At 67.6% G+C, this 19,780-nt stretch carries 22 protein-coding genes; 9 read left to right on the top strand and 13 right to left on the bottom strand.

Annotated elements, in window-relative coordinates; translation table 11 throughout:
- Positions 1-170 precede the first annotated feature (170 nt).
- Positions 171-608, top strand: a complete 438-nt coding sequence (locus tag NL1_RS05980) for a peptidoglycan-binding domain-containing protein (protein WP_067835182.1) — start codon at positions 171-173, stop codon at positions 606-608.
- A gap of 475 nt (positions 609-1,083) precedes the next feature.
- Positions 1,084-1,746 carry a chymotrypsin family serine protease gene (locus NL1_RS05975; RefSeq protein ID WP_067835180.1) on the top strand — a complete coding sequence of 221 codons (663 nt, stop codon included), beginning with the start codon at positions 1,084-1,086 and terminating at the stop codon, positions 1,744-1,746.
- A 70-nt stretch (positions 1,747-1,816) separates the two neighbouring features.
- Here NL1_RS05975 and NL1_RS05970 read toward each other — a convergent pair whose 3' ends face one another.
- A complete protein-coding gene (locus NL1_RS05970; protein WP_067835309.1) occupies positions 1,817-2,428 on the bottom strand; it encodes an FHA domain-containing protein in 612 nt (203 codons plus the stop codon).
- Between the two features lie 549 nt (positions 2,429-2,977).
- Here NL1_RS05970 and NL1_RS05965 point away from each other — a divergent pair.
- From NL1_RS05965 to NL1_RS05955, 3 genes are read left to right on the top strand one after another with little or no spacing between them, the layout of a single operon-like run.
- Complete coding sequence (locus NL1_RS05965; protein ID WP_067835178.1) at positions 2,978-3,850, top strand: MetQ/NlpA family ABC transporter substrate-binding protein; 873 nt, start codon at positions 2,978-2,980, stop codon at positions 3,848-3,850.
- A complete protein-coding gene (locus tag NL1_RS05960) occupies positions 3,847-4,842 on the top strand; it encodes a methionine ABC transporter ATP-binding protein (RefSeq protein ID WP_067835176.1) in 996 nt (331 codons plus the stop codon). Before NL1_RS05965 ends, NL1_RS05960 begins: the two co-directional genes overlap by 4 nt.
- Positions 4,843-4,849: 7 nt before the next feature.
- Positions 4,850-5,512: a methionine ABC transporter permease gene (locus NL1_RS05955; protein WP_067835174.1), complete on the top strand. Its 663-nt coding sequence runs from the start codon at positions 4,850-4,852 to the stop codon at positions 5,510-5,512.
- Between the two features lie 5 nt (positions 5,513-5,517).
- Here the strand turns inward: NL1_RS05955 and NL1_RS05950 are convergent, their stop codons facing one another.
- The 3 genes from NL1_RS05950 to NL1_RS05940 form a co-directional block, all read right to left on the bottom strand.
- Positions 5,518-6,024: a GNAT family N-acetyltransferase gene (locus NL1_RS05950; RefSeq protein ID WP_067835172.1), complete on the bottom strand. Its 507-nt coding sequence runs from the start codon at positions 6,022-6,024 to the stop codon at positions 5,518-5,520.
- Between the two features lie 79 nt (positions 6,025-6,103).
- The gene (locus tag NL1_RS05945; RefSeq protein ID WP_067835170.1) at positions 6,104-6,547 is read right to left on the bottom strand and encodes a DUF4189 domain-containing protein; all 444 of its coding nucleotides are present in this window, start codon (positions 6,545-6,547) and stop codon (positions 6,104-6,106) included.
- 133 nt (positions 6,548-6,680) lie between these two features.
- Entirely contained in the window at positions 6,681-7,298 is a 618-nt protein-coding gene (locus NL1_RS05940) for a TetR/AcrR family transcriptional regulator (RefSeq protein ID WP_084510331.1), read from the bottom strand.
- On the opposite strand from NL1_RS05940, the gene NL1_RS05935 reads away from it, so the two are divergent.
- Positions 7,282-8,169, top strand: a complete 888-nt coding sequence (locus tag NL1_RS05935) for an SDR family oxidoreductase (protein WP_307622013.1) — start codon at positions 7,282-7,284, stop codon at positions 8,167-8,169. The two genes, NL1_RS05940 and NL1_RS05935, sit on opposite strands and share 17 nt — an antisense overlap.
- Before the next feature lie 10 nt (positions 8,170-8,179).
- Here the strand turns inward: NL1_RS05935 and NL1_RS05930 are convergent, their stop codons facing one another.
- The 9 genes from NL1_RS05930 to NL1_RS05890 all read right to left on the bottom strand — a co-directional run bounded on the left by NL1_RS05930 (position 8,180) and on the right by NL1_RS05890 (position 15,795).
- Entirely contained in the window at positions 8,180-8,599 is a 420-nt protein-coding gene (locus tag NL1_RS05930) for a DUF4189 domain-containing protein (RefSeq protein ID WP_245673105.1), read from the bottom strand.
- 240 nt (positions 8,600-8,839) lie between these two features.
- Positions 8,840-9,265 (bottom strand): DUF4189 domain-containing protein, encoded by a 426-nt coding sequence (locus NL1_RS05925; protein WP_067835163.1) that lies wholly within the window; start codon positions 9,263-9,265, stop codon positions 8,840-8,842.
- Positions 9,266-9,442: 177 nt separating this feature from the next.
- Positions 9,443-9,814, bottom strand: a complete 372-nt coding sequence (locus NL1_RS05920; RefSeq protein WP_067835160.1) for a metal-sulfur cluster assembly factor — start codon at positions 9,812-9,814, stop codon at positions 9,443-9,445.
- Positions 9,807-10,304 (bottom strand): Fe-S cluster assembly sulfur transfer protein SufU, encoded by a 498-nt coding sequence (sufU, locus tag NL1_RS05915; RefSeq protein WP_067835158.1) that lies wholly within the window; start codon positions 10,302-10,304, stop codon positions 9,807-9,809. The genes NL1_RS05920 and sufU overlap by 8 nt, the downstream gene beginning before the upstream one ends.
- 3 nt (positions 10,305-10,307) lie before the next feature.
- Positions 10,308-11,561, bottom strand: coding sequence for a cysteine desulfurase (locus NL1_RS05910; RefSeq protein WP_067835156.1), 1,254 nt, complete (start codon positions 11,559-11,561; stop codon positions 10,308-10,310).
- 1 nt (position 11,562) lies between these two features.
- On the bottom strand, positions 11,563-12,339 hold the full coding sequence (gene sufC, locus NL1_RS05905; RefSeq protein WP_067835154.1) for a Fe-S cluster assembly ATPase SufC: 777 nt from the start codon (positions 12,337-12,339) through the stop codon (positions 11,563-11,565).
- A 32-nt stretch (positions 12,340-12,371) separates the two neighbouring features.
- Positions 12,372-13,550 (bottom strand): Fe-S cluster assembly protein SufD, encoded by a 1,179-nt coding sequence (sufD, locus tag NL1_RS05900; RefSeq protein ID WP_067835152.1) that lies wholly within the window; start codon positions 13,548-13,550, stop codon positions 12,372-12,374.
- The gene (sufB, locus tag NL1_RS05895; protein WP_067835150.1) at positions 13,550-14,986 is read right to left on the bottom strand and encodes a Fe-S cluster assembly protein SufB; all 1,437 of its coding nucleotides are present in this window, start codon (positions 14,984-14,986) and stop codon (positions 13,550-13,552) included. The genes sufD and sufB overlap by 1 nt, the downstream gene beginning before the upstream one ends.
- Positions 14,983-15,795 carry a helix-turn-helix transcriptional regulator gene (locus NL1_RS05890; RefSeq protein WP_067835148.1) on the bottom strand — a complete coding sequence of 271 codons (813 nt, stop codon included), beginning with the start codon at positions 15,793-15,795 and terminating at the stop codon, positions 14,983-14,985. Before NL1_RS05890 ends, sufB begins: the two co-directional genes overlap by 4 nt.
- Before the next feature lie 484 nt (positions 15,796-16,279).
- Between NL1_RS05890 and mptB the strand changes: the two genes are divergently transcribed.
- The 3 genes from mptB to NL1_RS05875 are packed head-to-tail and all read left to right on the top strand — an operon-like array spanning position 16,280 to position 19,733.
- Positions 16,280-18,016, top strand: coding sequence for a polyprenol phosphomannose-dependent alpha 1,6 mannosyltransferase MptB (gene mptB / locus NL1_RS05885; protein ID WP_373862525.1), 1,737 nt, complete (start codon positions 16,280-16,282; stop codon positions 18,014-18,016).
- Positions 18,013-18,945, top strand: coding sequence for an ABC transporter ATP-binding protein (locus NL1_RS05880; protein WP_067835146.1), 933 nt, complete (start codon positions 18,013-18,015; stop codon positions 18,943-18,945). The genes mptB and NL1_RS05880 overlap by 4 nt, the downstream gene beginning before the upstream one ends.
- The gene (locus NL1_RS05875) at positions 18,942-19,733 is read left to right on the top strand and encodes an ABC transporter permease (protein ID WP_067835144.1); all 792 of its coding nucleotides are present in this window, start codon (positions 18,942-18,944) and stop codon (positions 19,731-19,733) included. Before NL1_RS05880 ends, NL1_RS05875 begins: the two co-directional genes overlap by 4 nt.
- Positions 19,734-19,780 lie beyond the last annotated feature (47 nt).

The following is a 19,780-nucleotide window of genomic DNA, read 5'->3' as shown; positions in this document are numbered from 1 at the left end:
AAGCGATACGCCCTGGACGATTTCGATCGTGCCGACGCGCGCCGGCCTCCCTACGGAAACCGCTATTCGAGTAGCGCGCTACTCGTGTTCGATATCCGTCGCATGGATAACGTCGTGATTGCGGTCGGCCGATTGGGCACCGCTTCCGAAATACAGAGGGAGGTGCGGTGATGGCTATTCGGTCCGTTGGCGAGGGCGGCCAGAACCTGCCGGAGGACGTGCGGGATGTCCAGAAATTGATCAACCGCAGTATCGCGCTGATCGGCCTGCCGCCACTGGCGCTCGACGGTGTGGCAGGCCCGCTCACGCTCGCAGCGATCACCGCTTTCCAGCTCGCTCACGGCGGAGTCGGAGACGGCACGATGCGCATCGCCGTGGGCGACGAGCCCGTGTTGCCCGGTCCGGAACCGGTCGAGTTGAGCCAAGGTCAAGCGGACGGCGCCACCATCGCCGAGGCGTGCAAGGCCGCCAGAGACGATTGCAAGGCACAGGCGGCGTGCGCGCCAGGGACGCTGAAGATGGACAAGAAGTGCATCTGCTGGAAGGGCGGGGCGGCCGGTGGATTCACGTGCACCGTCGGGTGTGGGTGCAGCACCCCGGTCGCGTGAGAGACGACGCGGCGCCGATCCCACCCGAGGTCTGAGCATTTCCAACCCGCGGGAGGATGATCTTCCGCGCACTGTCCGAGGAGAGTTGGTGGTGTCATTCCGGGACACCTTTCGGGGTGTCCCGAAAGCGCTCAGTTGAAGGAAAGATCATGAAATCAACCACAATGCGCGCAGCCGTCGCAGCGGTAGCGATCGCACCTGTGATCGCCCTCGGCTCAGGCGTTGCTACCTCGGCCCCGGCCGTCGAACCTCCTGTGCCCGTTCAGGTGGCGCCCGCCTCCGACCAAGTTCCCGCGCAGGTCGAGCAGGCCCTTTTGTGGTGGAACCCATTCCTGTCGTGGATCTGCTTCGTCCCGCCGATCTTCCCGTTCGGCACGGGCATTTGCTTCGCATGACCTAGCAGCAATGTGACAATGCCGAAAACGCTGCGCGTCACTCACCTGTGGTGTGCTGGCTTGTAGTAGAAGTGCTCGACATGTTCAGGAAACTCGCAGTGGCCACCGTCGCACTCGCGGCAGGCGTGCTGCCGGCCGGGGCGCAAGCAGGCCTCGCGCACGCCGCGGACCCGGCGGTGCTCGGCGGCGGCTCCGGCATCGTCGTCGGCGACCAGGGCGTCTGCACGCTCACCACGATCGGGCACGATGCCGCGAGTCGGCTGGTCGGTCTGACCGCAGGTCACTGCAGTGCGGCGGGTACCTCGGTCACCGCCGAGGCCAACCGTGACGCCGGCGTCGTCGGCACATTCGCCTACACGAACGCGGACATGGACTACGCCGTCATCGAGTTCGATCCGGGCGGCGTCGTCCCCGTGAACCACGTGGGCAACACGACGATCACCGCGCTGGGCGGTCCGGTCCAGTTCCCCGACATCGCCTGCAAGCAGGGCTACACCACGGGCCAGACCTGCGGACTGGCCTACGGCGATGTGTTCGAGACCAACAACTGGGCCTGGACACAGATCTGTGTCCTTCCCGGTGACTCCGGCGGGCCGGTCGTGGTCGGGACAACGCTGGTCGGCATGGTCAACGGCTACCTGTACGTGCCGTGCCTCGGACCGCAGCTGGGCGGGAACATGGCCGCCATCATCGATGACATCGACGCGCGCGGTGGCGTCGGCGCGGGCTTCCACCCGATCTGACCTGCCACCGCCCGAAAGGAGTCGCCGCTCCGCACCGCGGCGCCGAGGCCGCGAACGGGCATCACCGAAATTACCTGCCGGAGTCCTGCCGATCGTGAAAGGCGATCACGCCGCTCTCGATGGCACGTTCGACCAGGAATACGCGTTTCTGATTCGGCGGCAGGGCTCCGACGTCGAATATCTTGAACAATGCTCGCATGTGGGTTTTGACCGTGGCGACGCTCAGGCACAGATCATGGGCAACCTGCCAGTTCGACGCGGGGTAGGTGAACGTGGTCTGCGAGTCGTAAGGGCGACACAGCGCCTCGAGAATCAGATACTGGGCGTCGGTCAGCGAATTCCGGGTCGGCAGCCTGACTTGGACGGCCGTTTTCTCGTCGTCGGACGGGTGGCCGTCGTTGAAGACGAACACCGATTTCCCGAGGCGGACCGAATCGCCGGACTCGAGCTTCCGAAATCCGCCGATACGCTCGCCGTTGACGAAAGTCCCGTTCGTCGACAACCCGTTGTCGAGGACGACCCAGCAACCGCCCACTCGCTCGATGATGGCGTGCAGCCGCGAAACGGTCGCATCGGCGGTCACGGTGATGTCGGCGGCGTCGGACCGCCCGATCGTCATACGGGTCATGCCGTGATCGAGTGGAATCTCGCGCCAGCCCCCGTGGCGGCCCCGGTGGCTCAGAGTGGCACAACCGTCCGGCTGTTGCCACGAACGCTCGTCCGCTGCCGAATACGATCCGTTACGCAGCGCCTGTTGTCCGTGTGGCGTGGACATGATGCGTAGTTCCCGTTCCGAGGTACGTCATGACTACGAGCACCCGACCCTTAACACAGAATGCGCTCTTCCGCGGCTAATTGCACGCGTGTCGAATCGGCTGTTCGTTCGTCCGGTGCGCGCACGCCGGTTGTACCGGCGCGGCCAGTCGTGTACCGCCGCCTCGACGCGGCGACAGATCGTTCACGCCGGTGCGGACCACCCCCTCACGGTGGTCCGCACCGCACGAACGCCGCACCCGCGGCCGGTGCGCGCAGGACGACGCTCAGCACAGGCGCAGGATGCGCATGGCAGGCAATTTAGACGACCGTCCAACTATCCGCGAGGGTTCCGCTCACCACTATCGAAATCCTTGTCGCCGCTCCCGGCGCACCGCTTGGATTGCCGGGTTCAGAAAAAGGCGGGGCGGCGCGAACGCGTGGTCCCGCCCCTCGCGACGAGCATTCGGGAGCACGAGTGAAATTCCATCGGGTACTGGCGATCCCGGTCCTGGTAGCAACCGCGGCCCTCACCCTGACGGCGTGCGGCACCGACGAGACGTCCTCCGGCAAGGTGGTGCGCATCGGCACCACCGACCGGGACCAGGTCTGGGACGTCTTCGAGCGCAAGGCGAAGGACCGGGGCATCACCCTGCGGATCACCAACTTCTCCGACTACCAGCAGCCGAATCTCGCGCTCGCGCAGCGGCAGATCGACGTCAACCTGTTCCAGCACCTGCAGTTCCTCGGCCAGTACAACGTGTCCAACAAGGACACGCTGACCCCGATCGGATCCACCTACATCGTGCCGCTCGGGCTGTACTCGAAGAAGCACCGGTCACTGGCCGACATCCCGCAGGGCGGCCAGATCGCCATTCCGAACGACCCGACCAACCAGGCGCGGGCGCTGTTCGTGCTGCAGGCCGCCGGACTGCTGAAACTGTCCGGCGACAGCCGCCAGCCCTCCCCCGCCGACATCGACAAGGCGGCCTCGAAGGTCACCGTGACGCCGGTCGACGCGGCGCAGACGGCGCTGTCGCTGGCCTCGACGGACGGCTCGATCATCAACAACACCTTCCTGGAGCGCTCCGGCATCGACCCGAATTCGGCGCTGTACAAGGACGATCCGAAGAACCCGGCCGCCGAGCCGTACATCAACGTGATCGTCACCAGGGCCGAGGACAAGGACAATCCGCTCTACAAGCAGGTGGTCGACGTCTGGAAGGACCCGGAAGTGCAGGCGGCGCACGCGGAGTCGACCAAGAACACCGCGGTCGCGGTGACCCGCCCCGCGCCGGAGTTGGAGCAGATCCTGCAGCGGGTGCAGCAGACCATCCGCGACGGCAAGTGAGCGCAGTCGAATTCCGCGGGGTCACCAAGGTTTTCGGCAAGGGCGCCGATCGCCATGTCGCGCTCGACGGCATCGATCTGCGCATCGAGCGCGGCGAGATCTTCGGCGTGATCGGCTATTCCGGCGCGGGCAAGAGCACGCTGGTGCGCCTGATCAACGCGCTGGAGAAGCCGACGAGCGGCACCGTCCTGGTCTCCGGTTCGCCGATCACCGGCGTGCCGGAGTCCCGGGTCCGGCATATCCGCCGCGATATCGGCATGGTGTTCCAGCAGTTCAACCTGTTCCGGTCGCGGACCGTCGCGGGCAATGTCGAGTACCCGTTGAAGATCGCGGGCAGGCCGCGCGCCGAACGCAAGGCGCGGGTGGCCGAGCTGCTCGAATTCGTCGGCCTGTCGGAGAAGGCGCGCAGCTACCCGGATCAGCTCTCGGGCGGGCAGAAACAGCGGGTCGGCATCGCGCGGGCGCTCGCCACCTCGCCCGCGCTGCTGCTGGCCGACGAAGCCACCTCGGCGCTGGATCCGGAGACCACCGGCGAGGTGCTGCGGCTGCTGAAGAAGATCAATCGCGAACTCGGCGTCACCATCGTGGTGATCACCCACGAGATGGATGTCATCCGGGCGGTGGCCGACCGGGTCGCGGTGCTCGCCGAGGGCCGGGTCGTCGAATTGGCCGAGACCTTCGAGGTTTTCGCGACACCACGAGCGACCCCGACCAAGTCCTTCGTCGGCACCGTGCTGCACAACCGGCCCGATTCCGGCGAACTGGACCGGCTGCGCGAACGTCACGGCGGCACCCTGGTCACCGTCGACGTCGACGACGAGCGCGGGCTCGGCACAGCGCTGGCGCTCGCGGCGCACGCCGACGTGCGGTTCGAGGTGGTGTACGGCGGGGTGAGCACCCTGCAGGACAAGACCTTCGGCAGCGTCACGCTGGCCCTGCACGGGCCGGACGACGCGGTGGCGAAGGTGATCGACGAACTAGAACGGCGGTGAACCGGCTGTGCACACGGATTGGGAGAAACTGCGGCCGGTGCTGACCGAGGCGATCGGCACCACCGTCTACCTGGTGCTGCTCACGTTCGTGGTGGGCGGGCTGATCGGACTGTTCCTCGGCGCCGCTCTGTACACCACACGCAAGGGCGGTCTGCTGGCCAATGCACCGGTCAACGTGCTGCTCAACGTACTGGTGAACGTGGTGCGGCCGATCCCGTTCATCATCCTGCTCGCGGCGCTGGGGCCGGTGACGCTGGAGGTGGTCGGCACCACGATCGGCACCGAGGCGGCCGCCTTCGTGATGATCGTGGCGGCCTCGTTCGGCATCGCCCGCATCGTGGAGCAGAACCTGGTCACCGTCGATCCCGGCGTGATCGAGGCGGCGCGGGCGGTCGGCGCGGGACCGTTGCGGATCATTCTGACGCTGCTCATCCCGGAAGCGCTGGGTCCGCTGATCCTCGGCTACACCTTCGTGGTGATCGCGATCGTCGACATGTCTGCGATGGCGGGCATCGTGGGCGGCGGCGGGCTCGGCGATTTCGCGCTGGTGTACGGGTACCAGCGCTTCGACTGGCAGGTCACGCTGGTCGCGACGCTGATCATCATCGCGGGCGTGCAGGGCATCCAGTTCCTCGGCAACTGGCTGGCGCGCAGGGTGCTGCGCAGGTAGTCCGCTCAGAGGGCCTGGACGTACCAGTCGAGCGGGCCCTCCGCGGGATCATCGCTGCTGCGCATGTAGTGGAACCCGGCCCGGCGGGCCACGCCCACCGCGGCGGCGCTCGCGGGGTCGATCCGCAGCACCACCTCCTCGGCCAGACCCGTGCGGGCCAGATACCGGCAACCCAGGATGACCGCCCTGGTGGCCAGGCCCTGGCCGCGCTTGGCCGGGTGGAGCTCGAAGATCATGTCGGCTTGACCCGCGGCCAAATAGAACCGGTCGGTCTGAATTTCCAGTGTGCCGACGAGGGTCTCGCCATCGTCCACGGTGACCGCGAACATCCGCGCGGATCCCTGCGCCGCCCAGCTCGCCACGTACTGCTCGAAGTGGGCGGTCACACTCTCCAGCGAACCGAGACCGCCGTCGAGCCCGCGCACCCGCTCGGGGTCCGCACCGGCCAGATGCGCCTGCGCATCAGCGACCGCGATCGGTCGCAGCGCGATCACACCGTCGGATAACTGCACAGCACCATGATCGTCAACAAGATCACGAGTCGGCAACCGACATCCCGAAGATTCTCGCCACAAAGTGCAACGACGGGCCTCAGCCCGCGTTGGACGTGCAGGCCGAGAGCACCGTGCTGGCCGGGCGCGGCGAGGCGCTGCCCAGGTCGGGGAACGGCGGCGCGCTGAGGCCGAGCACCTGGATCGCGGCGCGCTCGGCCGCGCCCTTGCTGGCGTCCCACGCCCAGCCGTAGCGTCCGTCGGCGCCCTGCGCCACCGCGCCGCAGGCGTTGCGGAAGTGGACGACGACCTGGCAGTCGCGCGCGCCGCACTCGTCGATCGCGCCGGCGTCGGCCGCCCCGAGGCTGTTGTAGTTCACCGCGTAGGCGACCGCACCGGTGCTGCGCGAGATGGCCATGGCGCCGTAGAGATCGCCGAGCCGGGTTTCCCACGGCTCGGCCTGCTCGGCGAGCGCGGGGCCTGCGCAGGCGACCACCGCGCCCGCGGCGATCGCGCCCACGAAAAGACTGCGCGACAACGACATTGGAATTCCTCCCCATCAAAAGACTATCGACGTCAGATCATCGTCCACGGCATCCGAAATGTCCAAACCTTCTGCGCAGACCGCTGTGAGACGGCTGGGTTGCCAGGAGAACCATGGCGCCGGGAATCGACGATCATGCGTCGTGCCCGGCTCCGTCCCGCCACGGCAAAGCGTTCACGATCAGATCGGCGATGGTCTGCAGACTTTCTCGATCGGTACCGTCACGAGCCTGTTGGGCCATGCCTTGGAGCGCCACGCCGATCATCTCGGCCAGCACTCGCGCGTCCGCGTCCTCGGCGAGTTCGCCACGCGCGATACCGGATTCGATTCTCGCCCGTAGTGCTTCCAGGCTGGTGGCGCGTTGCTCGCGGAGCCCGTTGAGAACCGTCACCGAACCGCAATTGACCGCACCGCTGATGATCAGACAACCCGCCGGAGAACCCGGGACGGTGTACGCGTCGGCGGCTTCACGCAGCATGCGGGCGATCCCGGCGCGCAAGGTCGGCTCCTCACGCAGGGCTTGCGCCAGGAATCCGCGATGCTCCCGCGAATAGAAACGCACCGCTTCGTCGAAGAGTTGCTGCTTGCTACCGAAGGCCGCGTACAGACTCGCCGCGCTGATGCCCATGGCGTCGGTCAGATCGGCGAGGGTGGTCGGTTCGTAGCCGTGTTCCCAGAACAACTCCATCGCGCGCAGCAGAGCGAGGTCGCGATCGAACTCACGTGGTCTCCCGGTGCGCTTCGAAGCCATCACCCAATTATATAGCAAGCATTCCAGAAGTCGCGTAGCGTCACTTCTGGAATGTCCGATACAGAAGATTGGGTGGGAAACGATGAAACCTCTGGACACCAAGATCGCACTCGTAACCGGCGCCAGCCGAGGCATCGGCAAGGCCGTCGCACAACGACTCGCCCGTGACGGCGCCACGGTCGCTGTTCACTACGGAACCAACGAAGCCGCCGCCCTCCGGACTGTCGCGACTATCGAGGCCGAGGGCGGCACCGCCTTTCCGCTCGGTGTCGAACTCGGCGTTCCCGGTGACGCCGAGGCGCTCTGGGATGCCTTCGACGCCACCGGACTCGACGCGGTCGACATCATCGTCAACAACGCCGGAACAGTCGTTTACAGCACCATCGAAGGCGTCAGCGAGAAGGATTTCGACGCCGTCTTCGCGGTCAACGCCAAAGCACCGTTCTTCGTCATCCAGCACGGACTGCGCCGACTTCGCGACGGCGGACGGATCATCAACATCTCGTCGGCTGCCGCGCGGGTGGCCACACCGCTGACGATCGCCTACTCCATGACCAAGGCCGCCGTCAACGGCCTGAGCCGCACGCTCGCGCTCGAACTCGGAAACCGTGGAATCACAGTCAATTCCGTCGAGCCAGGCATCGTCGAAACCGACATCGCCGCCTGGTTGGCCGATGATCGGATGTACGCGCAGGCCGCCGCCTGGTCGGCGTTCCACCGCGTCGGCCAACCAGACGACATCGCCGACGTCGTAGCCTTCCTCGCCTCGCACGACGCCCGATGGGTGACCGGACAGCACATCGATGCCACCGGCGGCCTGGCGCTCGGACCGACCGTCGACGTCGGATCCTTGCGGGCAGGGACGGCTTGAGCGTCAGAACTCAGGCGATGTTCTTCGTGCACGCCGACACGGCGACCTGCGCCGCCCGCGGCGACACGCTGCCGAGATCCGGGAAGGGGGGAGCGCTCTCGCCGAGGGAGGCGATCGCGATCTGTTCGGCTTCCTCGCGGGAGCCCGCGGCGGCCCAGCCGAAGCGCCCGTCGGCGCCGCGGGCGATGGCGCCGCAGCCGTCGACGACGTTCAGCACCAGATCGCAGTCGTAGACGCCGCAGTCGCGGATGGCGGCGGCATCGGCCTGCACGCGGCTGGGGTGGTCCATCGCGGCCACCACCTTGCCGGTGCTCGGCGAGAGTGCGAGGGTGCCATAGAGCTTGGGCGCCGCGTCCGCCGCACCGGCGGCGACGACCCCGAGGGCGGCGGTGGAGGACACGGCGACGGCCAAGGCCGACTTGCGCAGCACGGACAACAGAATCTCTCCGTTTCAGAAGCGTTGACGGGGAGATCCTTGCCGAGCGTTCTCGAATTGTCCAGATATTCCGCGGTTTTCGGTCGGGACTGACCGCGCAGTTCAGAAATTCGTCGGCGCCGCGCACGATATTCGCGAAGCGAAATCCCCGATCTGCGAACGCACACGGATCGAAAAACGCGAGCGGGCCCGGACCCCGTGTGGGGGATCCGGGCCCGCAATCTCACTGACGAATCAGCGTGCGTTCGACGTGCAGACGACCTCGACGATCCGCGCACCGCTCAGGTTGGCGGAGCCGACGTTGGCAAGCTGCGCCGTCGGGGTGATCTCCGCGAGCCGCTGGTAAGCGGCACGCTCGGCCTCCGCCCGGTTGGGACCGGACGCCGCGGCAACCCCTTCGTTGCTCTCCGCCAGCGCGCCACAGCCGTTCGCCCACGAGGCGAGCACCTCGCAGTCGGCTTCGCCGCAGTTGGCGACCGCCGCGGCCCTTGCTTCGTCGAAGCCCGGCTCATTGGCGCTCACTCCGTACGTCCAAGAGCCACCGCTCACCGCGATCGCGCCGTACAAGCCCGCGGCGTTCGCCGACCCCGCACCCAGAACCGACCCCACCGCAAGACCGGTCAACGCGACGGCGAAGCCGACCCTACCCATAAATTTCATCGAAGATCTTTCTCTTGAAACGGCTCCGTTATCGGAGTCGCACAATCATCGCCGATGTCATCGAATTCGTCCAAAGTGCATGTCGCACAATGGACGGGTGGGCATACGACTCGGGCCCGGATCGCGCGGATCCGGGCCCGATATCGAACGGCAGCGCAGCGAAAGGCGCAGGTATTTCTACACCGTGAAGCCGAGCGCGCGCAGCTGCTCGCGGCCGTCCTCGGTGATCTTGTCCGGGCCCCACGGCGGCATCCAGACCCAGTTGATCTCCAGGTCCTCGACCAAGCCGCTGCGGACGAGGGCGTTGCGGGACTGGTCCTCGATGACATCGGTGAGCGGGCAGGCCGCCGAGGTCAGCGTCATGTCCAGCTTGGCGATCTCGTTCTCGACCGTGATGCCGTAGACCAGGCCGAGGTCCACGACGTTGATGCCCAGCTCGGGGTCGACCACGTCGCGCATCGCCTCCTCGATGTCCTCGAGGTGCTTGATCGCCTCGGCCGAGAGCTCGACCTGTTCGGCCGATTCCGTTGCCTGCGTCGTCTCACTCATGACGTTCCCCATTCTTGGGCAGGGCGCTGCCCATCGCGCGCTTGGTCTCTTCCGCGGAGGTTATCCGGACCACGGCATCCTTGAACGCCATCCAGCCCAGCAGTGCGCATTTGACCCGCGCCGGATACTTCGACACGCCCGCCAGCGCGATGCCGTCGCCGATCATGTCCTCGTCGCCCTCGACGGTGCCGCGGCTGGAGATCATCTCGTTGTAGGCGTCGACGACCTTCAGCGCCTGCTGCACGGGCAGGCCGATCACCTGATCGGTGAGGATCGAGGTGGCGGCCTGGCTGATCGAGCAGCCCTGACCGTCGTAGGAGACGTCGGCGACGTCGCCGTTGCCGTCCAGCTGGACGCGCAGGGTCACCTCGTCACCGCAGGTCGGGTTCACGTGGTGCACTTCGGCGCCGTATGGTTCCCGCAGCCCGCGGTGGTGCGGGTGCTTGTAGTGGTCCAGGATCACTTCCTGGTACATCTGCTCCATGCGCATGTCTTATGCAACCCCGAAGAAGCTCTGGGCCTTCCGCACCGCGGCAACCAGCGCGTCCACCTCGTCGAGCGTGTTGTAGACCGCGAACGAGGCCCGCGCGGTGGCGGGAACGCCCATCCGGCGCATCAGCGGCCAGGCGCAATGGTGACCGACGCGAATCGCGACGCCTTCGTCGTCCAGGATCTGTCCGACATCGTGGGCGTGGATACCGTCGACCACGAAGGACACCGCGCCACCGCGGTCCACGTTCTCGGTCGGGCCGACGATGCGCACGCCGTCGATCGCGCCGAGGCCCTCCAGCGTGGCGCCGACCAGCATGTGCTCATGGGCCGCAACGGCTTCCATGCCGATCTCGTCGAGATACCGCACCGCGGCGCCCAATCCGACCACCTGCGAGGTCATCGGCACGCCCGCCTCGAACCGCTGCGGCGGCGGGGCGTAGGTGGTGACTTCCATGGTGACCGTCTCGATCATCGAGCCGCCGGTGATGAAGGGCGGGGTCTCCTCGAGCAGCGCGCGACGTCCGTAGAGCACGCCGACGCCGGACGGGCCGAGCATCTTGTGCCCGGAGAACGCGGCGAAATCGACGCCGAGCTCGCGGAAGTTCACCGGCATGTGCGGCACCGACTGGCAGGCGTCCAGCACCACCAGCGCGCCGGCTTCCTTTGCCCGGCGCACCATTTCGGCCACATCGGAGACCGCACCGGTCACGTTGGACTGGTGGGTGAACGCGACGACCTTGGTGGCGGGAGACAATTCGAGCGAATCGAGGTCGATCCGGCCGTCGGCGGTGATGCCGTACCACTTCAGCGTCGCACCGGTGCGCCGCGCGAGCTCCTGCCACGGAACGAGATTCGCGTGATGCTCCAGCTCGGTGATGACGATCTCGTCGCCCGGTCCGACGTGGTACGGGAACCGGTCGTCACCGAACGCGTAGGTCACCAGGTTCAGCGACTCGGTCGCGTTCTTGGTGAACACGATCTCGTCGGCGTCGACTCCGACGAACCGGCCGATATCGGCCCGCGCGCCCTCGTAGGCGTCGGTCGCCTCCTCCGCCAGCTGGTGCGCACCGCGGTGCACCGCGGAATTGCTCTCGGTCAGGAACCGCCGTTCCGCGTCGAGCACCGCGAGCGGCCGCTGCGACGTCGCGCCGGAGTCCAGGTACACCAACGGTTTCCCGTCCCGAACCGTGCGGCTCAGGATCGGGAAGTCGGCCCGGATGCGGGCGACGTCGAGGGTGCGGACCGTAGCGGTCATGTCAGGCTCCAGCGGTAGCAGCGGTCGTGAAGCGGACGTAGCCGTTGGCGTCGAGTTCCTCGGCGAGTTCGGCGCCGCCCTCGGCGACGATGCGGCCGCCGACGAAGACGTGGACGAATTCGGGCTGGATGTAGCGCAGGATGCGGGTGTAGTGCGTGATCAGCAGGACGCCGCCGTTCTCCCGCTCCTTGTAGCGGTTGACGCCCTCGGAGACGATGCGCAGCGCGTCGACGTCCAGGCCGGAGTCGGTCTCGTCCAGGATGGCGATCTTCGGCTTGAGCAGGCCCAGCTGCAGGATCTCGTGGCGCTTCTTCTCACCACCGGAGAAGCCCTCGTTCACGCTGCGGTCGGCGAAGGCGGCGTCGATCTCGAGCTCGCTCATCGACTCCTTCACCTCCTTGACCCAGGTGCGCAGCTTGGGGGCCTCGCCGCGGACCGCGGTGGCGGCGGTGCGCAGGAAGTTCGACATCGAGACGCCGGGCACCTCGACCGGGTACTGCATGGCCAGGAACAGGCCCGCACGCGCGCGCTCGTCGACCGACATCTCGAGCACGTCCTCGCCGTCGAGGGTGATCGTGCCGGAGGTCACCGTGTACTTCGGGTGGCCGGCGATCGCGTAGGACAGGGTCGACTTGCCGGAGCCGTTGGGGCCCATGATGGCGTGGGTCTCACCGGAGCTGATGGTGAGGTTCACGCCCTTGAGGATCTTGATGGGCTCGCCGGACTCGTCGGGGTTGGCGACCTCGACGTGCAGGTCCTTGATTTCCAGGGTGGTCATGGAGTTCCTTTGCGGGGTAAGAGTGTCGGTGATCAAGCGCCGATCGCGGCGAGCTCGGCCTCGATGGCCGTCTCGAGCCGCTCCCGGATCTCGGGGACCGCGATCTTCTGGATGATCTCGTGGAAGAAGCCGCGCACCACCAGGCGGCGGGCGGCGTCCTCCGGGATGCCTCGGGCGCGCAGGTAGAACAGCTGCTCGTCGTCGAAACGACCGGTGGCCGAGGCGTGTCCGGCGCCGAGGATCTCGCCGGTCTCGATCTCGAGGTTCGGCACCGAGTCGGCGCGCGCGCCGTCGGTGAGCACCAGATTGCGGTTCACTTCGAAGGTGTCGGTGCCCTCGGCGGCCGCGCGGATCAGCACGTCGCCGATCCAGACCGTGCGGGCGTCGCCCTTCGGTGAATGCGGATCGCCTTGCAGCGCACCCTTGTACAGCACGTTCGACTTGCAGTTGGGCACCGCGTGGTCGACGAGCAGGCGCTGCTCGAAGTGCTGGCCCGCGTCGGCGAAGTAGAGGCCGAGCAGTTCGGCGTCGCCGCCGGGGCCGTCGTACTTCACGGTGCCGGTGAGCCGCACCAGGTCGCCGCCGAGGGTGACCGAGGTGTGCCGCAGGGTGGCGTCGCGACCCAGCTTGGCGTGATGCGCGGTGGTGTGCACGGCGTCGTCGGCCCAGTCCTGGACCGCGACGACGATCAGCTTGGCGCTGTCGCCGAGCACGAATTCCACGTTCTCCGCGTAGGTTCCGCTGCCGCGCTGGTCGATGACGACGGTGGCGACGGCGAAGTTCCCGAGCCGGACCTGCAGGTGGCCGTAGGCGGTCTTGCCCTCCCCCGGACCGGTGATGGCGATGGTGACCGGCTCGGCCACTTCGGTTTCCGACCCGACCGACACGATGGTGGCCTGTTCGAAACCGGAGTATGCCTGCGCCGCAACACGATCCGCGGGCACACCGGCCTGGCCGAGGCGAGCGTCGGTGCGGTCCACCGTCTCCACGGTGACGCCCTCGACCTGGGCGACCTCGACGCCCGCCCGGCCGTCACGGGTGGCGGTGCCGTCGTGCAGGCCGCGCAGACGGCGCAGCGGGGTGAACCGCCACGCCTCGTCCTTCGCGTGCGGAACTTCGAACGCGTTCACGTCGAACGAAGTGAAGACCTCGCCCTTGTTGATCGCGGGAGTACGAGCCTCAGCGGCTACGGCAACGTTCTCGACGGCCATCAGCCGACGGCTCCTTCCATCTGCAGTTCGATCAGGCGGTTGAGTTCGAGCGCGTACTCCATCGGGAGTTCCTTGGCGATCGGCTCGACGAAGCCGCGCACCACCATCGCCATCGCCTCGTCCTCGGTGAGGCCGCGGCTCATCAGGTAGAACAGCTGGTCCTCGGAGACCTTGGAGACGGTCGCCTCGTGGCCCATGGTCACGTCGTCCTCGCGGATGTCGACGTAGGGGTAGGTGTCCGAGCGGCTGATGGTGTCGACCAGCAGCGCGTCGCACTTCACGGTCGACTTCGAGCCGTACGCGCCCTTGTTGACCTGCACCAGGCCGCGGTAGGAGGCACGGCCGCCGCCGCGCGCCACCGACTTCGACACGATGGTCGAGGAGGTGTGCGGCGCCAGGTGCAGCATCTTCGCGCCGGTGTCCTGGTGCTGGCCCTCGCCCGCGAATGCGACCGAGAGGACCTCGCCCTTGGCGTACTCGCCGGTCATCCAGACCGCCGGGTACTTCATGGTGACCTTGGAACCGATGTTGCCGTCGATCCACTCCATGGTCGCGCCCGCTTCGGCCTTGGCCCGCTTGGTGACCAGGTTGTAGACGTTGTTCGACCAGTTCTGGATGGTGGTGTAGCGGCAGCGGCCGCCCTTCTTCACGATGATCTCGACGACCGCGGAATGCAGCGAGTCGGACTTGTAGATCGGCGCGGTGCAGCCCTCGACGTAGTGCACGTAGGCGCCCTCGTCGACGATGATCAGGGTCCGCTCGAACTGGCCCATGTTCTCGGTGTTGATCCGGAAGTAGGCCTGCAGCGGGATGTCGACGTGCACGCCCGGCGGCACGTAGATGAACGAGCCACCCGACCACACGGCGGTGTTCAGCGCGGAGAACTTGTTGTCACCGGCGGGGATCACCGAGCCGAAGTACTCCTGGAAGATCTCCGGGTGCTCGCGCAGGCCGGTGTCGGTGTCCAGGAAGATCACGCCCTGGGCCTCCAGGTCCTCGCGGATCTGGTGGTAGACGACCTCGGACTCGTACTGCGCGGCCACGCCGGCGACCAGCCGCTGCTTCTCCGCTTCCGGGATGCCCAGCTTGTCGTAGGTGTTCTTGATGTCCTCGGGCAGGTCTTCCCAGCTCTCGGCCTGCTTCTCGGTCGAGCGCACGAAGTACTTGATGTTGTCGAAGTCGATGCCGTCGAGGTTCGAACCCCAGTGCGGCATGGGCTTGCGGTCGAAGATGCGCAGCGCCTTCAGCCGCTGCTCGAGCATCCACTGCTCTTCGTTCTTCTTGGCCGAGATGTCGCGGACGACAGCCTCGGACAGGCCTCGTTGCGCGCTGGCACCGGCCACATCCGAATCGGCCCAGCCGTAACCGTAATTGCCCAGCGAAGCAATGGTCTCTTCCTGGGTGAGCGGTTGCACCTGGTCGGTGGTCGTCGTCATTCGGCACTCCTTCCGGAGTCGTTCGTTCGTACCGTCGCGGGCTGTGCGGCGGCTTGGGGTGAAGCTTTCGAATCGGTGATCGGCAGCATGAGCAGCGGCACGTGCGTGGTGCACGCGCAGTCGCCGTTGGCGATCGTCGCGAGCCGCTGCACGTGGGTGCCGAGCAGCTCGCGGAACGCCTCGAGTTCGGCCGCGCACAACTGCGGGAATTCCTCGGCGACGTGCGCGACCGGGCAGTGGTGCTGGCAGATCTGCACACCCGCGCCCACCTTGCGGGTGGACGCGGCGAACCCGGCGTCATTGAACGCCTCGGCGATCTCCTCGGCCTTGGCCTCGGTGGTCTCCGGGGTGTGCTCCCCCACGGGTTCGATCCCGGCCACGATAGTGCGTGCCCGTTTGCGCGCGAACTCGGTGATGGCCTGATCGCCGCCGATCTCACCGAGCTGGCGGATCGCCGCGCCCGCCAGGTCGTCGTAGGCGTGCCCGAGCTTGCCGCGGCCCGCCGCGGTCAGCTGGTACTGCTTGGCCGGACGGCCACGACCCTTCTGCTGCCACGGCGCCGACCGGCTGGCCCTCGCCTGCCCGGAATCGATGAGTGCGTCCAGGTGACGGCGCACTCCGGCCGGGGCAAGTCCCAGCTTGGTGCCGATCGCCGTCGCGGTGATCGGCCCCTCCTCCAGCAGCAGCTGGACGATCGCGGCGCGGGTGTGATGTCCTTCGGCGCCGACCGTGACGACGGCAGCGGTCGACGCGGCCTCGGTCTTGCGACCGGCCCTTTCGTCGCTCTTCCGCAAACCCACGGTTTTCACAACATCAGTGTGGCGGAATTCGTTCCCGAAATCTAATAAGGGTCCCCTGAGTAGAACAGGGCTTGATCTGCGCGGCCGGGGTGGTGGGCAACGCTCGTTCCTTCCAGCGACAAAGCCCGCGATTCAGCAAACCGGACACCGCCTCTCCGCCATCACGCGGCACGCACGGCCCCAACCTGGCGCTTTCCCAGTTCGACCTGCGTCTGCCCGCGTCGGTCCCGCCGCGGATCGATCACGTCCTCGCGCCGCTGGCACACCCCTTCGATGCGAGATCCGGACCCGCTGCGACATTGGCCACACCCGCTCCAGAGCCTGGGAAATACGCCCACACACCTTTCGTAAATGCCCGCGGAGGGGTCTCCGCGATGCCCGGACCCCATCGGTCGGTCGGTGGGATAGGAGACCGCCGCTCAGCCATGCGCGGACTGCTGACGGACTCCGTCCCGCCGCTCCCACTAGACCTACCTCCGCCTTCGCTGCGGCCATGCGCGGGCTGTCCGACGGACTCCGTCTCGCCGCGCCCATTAGGCTGCGTCTCGTGGCGGTACTGGAGGGCGCGCGGCGCAAGGCAGTGGTATTCGGGCGCCGGGCACTCGGTCTCGACGTGCCCGCGGCCGATCACACCATCGCGGTGTTGCACCGCGACGAGTCCGAGGTGCCCGAACTCGACCGCAAGGAGCTGGTCCAGCTCGACCGGATCCGGCTCATGGGCGCGACCGGCACAGTGCTGATGGCGATCAGCGCGCTGGGCATCGGCGCGCAGCCGGTGCAGCAGAATCCGACGTCCGGCATGCGCGTGCTCGGCATCTTCGCCAGGGCGCACACCGGGTCGCTGGCGATGTGCATGATCGGCGCGGTAGTCGTGGTGCTCGCGTGGCTGCTGCTCGGCCGCTTCGCGGTCGGCGGCATCGGCGGCTCCCCTCTCCACCGGCTGACTCGCTCGCAACTCGACCGCACCCTGCTGCTGTGGATCGTCCCGCTCAGCGTCGCACCGCCGCTGTTCAGCAACGACGTGTATTCCTATCTGGCGCAGAGCGAGATCGCGGCGCGCGGCATCGACCCGTACGAAGAGGGCCCGGTCGCGGGTCTCGGGATCGACAACGTCCTGACCAACAACGTCCCGACCATCTGGCGTGACACCCCGGCCCCGTACGGCCCCCTGTTCCTGTGGCTCGGCCGCGGCATCGCCGAATTGACCGGGGACAACATCATTTTCGGCGTCTGGGTGCACCGGGTGCTCGCGCTGGCGGGCGTGGCCTTGATCGTCTGGGCGCTGCCGAGGCTTTCGGTGCGCTGCGGCGTCGCGCCGGTCAGCGCGCTGTGGCTCGGCGCGGCGAATCCGCTGGTGCTGTTCCACCTGGTCGGCGGCGTGCACAACGACGCGCTGATGATCGGCCTGATGCTGGCGGGCCTCGAGTTCACGCTGCGGGCGATCGAGGACACCCATCCGTTCGACGGACGGGCCTACGCGCTGCTGATCGCCGGTGCGCTGCTCATCTCGCTGTCCTCGACGATCAAGATCACCTCGATCATCGCGATGGGCTTCGTGGGAATGGCACTCGCGCGGCGCTGGGGTGGCGGCTGGCGGCCCGTGTTGACAGCGGCCGCGATGCTCGGCGCGATAGCGCTCGGCACGACCCTGGTGATCAGCTCGGCCAGCGGGCTCGGCTTCGGGTGGATCTACACACTCAACACCGCCAGCGCGGTGCGCAGCTGGATGTCGTTGCCCACCGCGCTCGGCATCATCACCGGCTTCGGCGGCGTGCTGCTCGGCCTCGGCGATCACACCACCGCCCTGCTCAGCATCACCCGCCCGATCGCCATCACCGTCGCCGCGTTCGTGACGGTGCGCATGCTCGTCGCCACCGGCACCGGTCGCCTGCATCCGGTCGGCGCGCTCGGCGTCTCCCTCGGCGCCATCGTGCTCCTGTTCCCGGTGGTGCAGCCGTGGTATCTGCTGTGGGCGATCGTGCCGCTTGCGGCGTGGGCGACCCGTCCCGTGTTCCGTGTTCCCGCGGTGGCGTTCTCCACGGTCGTGAGCGTGCTGCAGATGCCGCGCGGCGCCGATCTGGAGGTTTTCCAGATCGTCGGCGCCGCGCTCGCCACCATCATCGTCGGCGTCCTGTTCATCGTGATCACTCGTAACGCCCTGCCCTGGCGCGCTCAGGCGGGGGTGTCGGCTCCGTCACAGCAGCCGACGTCTTACGGTGTCTCTTCGTGACCGCTGCCTCCGGACCCGCCGTTAGTGTCGACGGCGTCGTCAAGCGTTATGGCGAGACCACCGCGGTCGACGGCCTGACCTTCGATGTGGAACGGGCGCAAGTGCTTGCGCTGCTCGGGCCCAACGGCGCGGGGAAGACGACGACCGTCGAGATGTGCGAGGGCTTCGTGCGCCCGGACGCGGGCGCGGTGCGGGTGCTCGGACTCGATCCGCTCGCCGATTCCGACCGGCTGCGCCCCCGCATCGGCGTCATGCTGCAGGGCGGCGGCTCCTATCCCGGCGCGCGGGCGGGCGAGATGCTCGACCTGGTCGCCGCGTATTCGGCCGATCCGCTCGACCCGCAGTGGCTGCTGCGGACGCTCGGCCTGCAGGACAATCGCCGCACACCGTACCGGCGGCTCTCGGGCGGTCAGCAGCAGCGCTTGGCGCTGGCCTGCGCACTGGTCGGGCGGCCGGAGATCGTCTTCCTCGACGAACCCACCGCGGGCCTGGACGCGCAGGCGCGGCTGATCGTGTGGGAGCTGATCGACGCGCTGCGCCGTGACGGCGTCACCGTCGTGCTCACCACGCACATGATGGACGAGGCCGAGCAGCTCGCCGACCAGCTCGTCATCATCGATCACGGGCGGATCGTCGCCTCCGGCACGCCCGCCGAGGTCACCGCGCACGGCGCCGCCGGGCAGCTGCGCTTCACCGCGCCGCCCAAGCTGGACCTGAAGCTGTTGAAATCCGCGCTCCCCGAGGGTTTCTCGCCGCGGGAGACGTCGCCGGGCTCGTATCTGGTGGAAGGCGAGATCGACCCGCAGGTGCTGGCCACCGTGACCGCCTGGTGCGCGCGGCTGAACGTGCTGGCCACCGACATCCGGATCGACCAGCGCCGCCTCGAAGACGTCTTCCTGGAACTGACCGGACGGGATCTACGCGGATGAACCAGCCCGACCTGACCGCCAACCGCTTCTCGCCCGGCACCTTCGCTCCCGATCCGCGTCCCACCACCCGGGCCGCCATGCTCGCCGCGCAGACCCGGCTCGAGCTGATCTTGTTGCTGCGCAACGGCGAACAGCTGCTGCTCACCATGTTCATCCCGATCACGCTGCTGGTCGGGTTGACGCTGCTGCCGTTCGGCGGTCTCGGCGAGGACCGGGTGGACAAGATCGTGCCCGGCGTGATGATGGTGGCGGTCATGTCCACCGCCTTCACCGGGCAGGCCATCGCGGTCGGTTTCGACCGCCGCTACGGTGCGCTCAAACGCCTCGGCGCCACGCCGCTGCCGCGCTGGGGCATCATCGCGGGCAAGAGCGCCGCGGTGCTGATCGTGGTGGTGCTGCAGGCGATTCTGTTGGGCGCCATCGGTTTCGCGCTCGGCTGGCGGCCGGAGGTCGCCGGTCTGCTGCTCGGCGCGGTGGTGATCGCGCTCGGCACCGCGACGTTCGCCGCCATGGGCCTGCTGCTCGGCGGCACGCTGAAGGCGGAGATCGTGCTCGCGCTGGCGAACATCCTGTGGTTCGTGATGCTGGGCATCGCGAGCGTCGTGTTCGCCTCCGACGACCTGCACGCCGCGGTGAACGTGCTCGCCCGGCTGGTGCCCTCCGGCGCGCTCGCGGTCACACTCGAGCACGCGCTGCGCAACAGCGTCGACTGGTTCGGTCTTGCGGTGCTCGCGGTGTGGGGCGTGGTGTCGGGGTGCCTGGCGGCCCGCTGGTTCCGTTTCGAGTGAGCGTCGATACAAACGACGGTATGTAGTAGACCGGGTGCGGCGGCCCG

It is taken from the genome of Nocardia lijiangensis NBRC 108240 (genome assembly GCF_001613045.1).
In the GTDB taxonomy this organism is placed as follows: domain Bacteria; phylum Actinomycetota; class Actinomycetes; order Mycobacteriales; family Mycobacteriaceae; genus Nocardia; species Nocardia lijiangensis.
The sequence above is the reverse complement of the archived record's forward strand: the minus strand, read 5'-3'. Positions and strand labels throughout refer to the sequence as shown.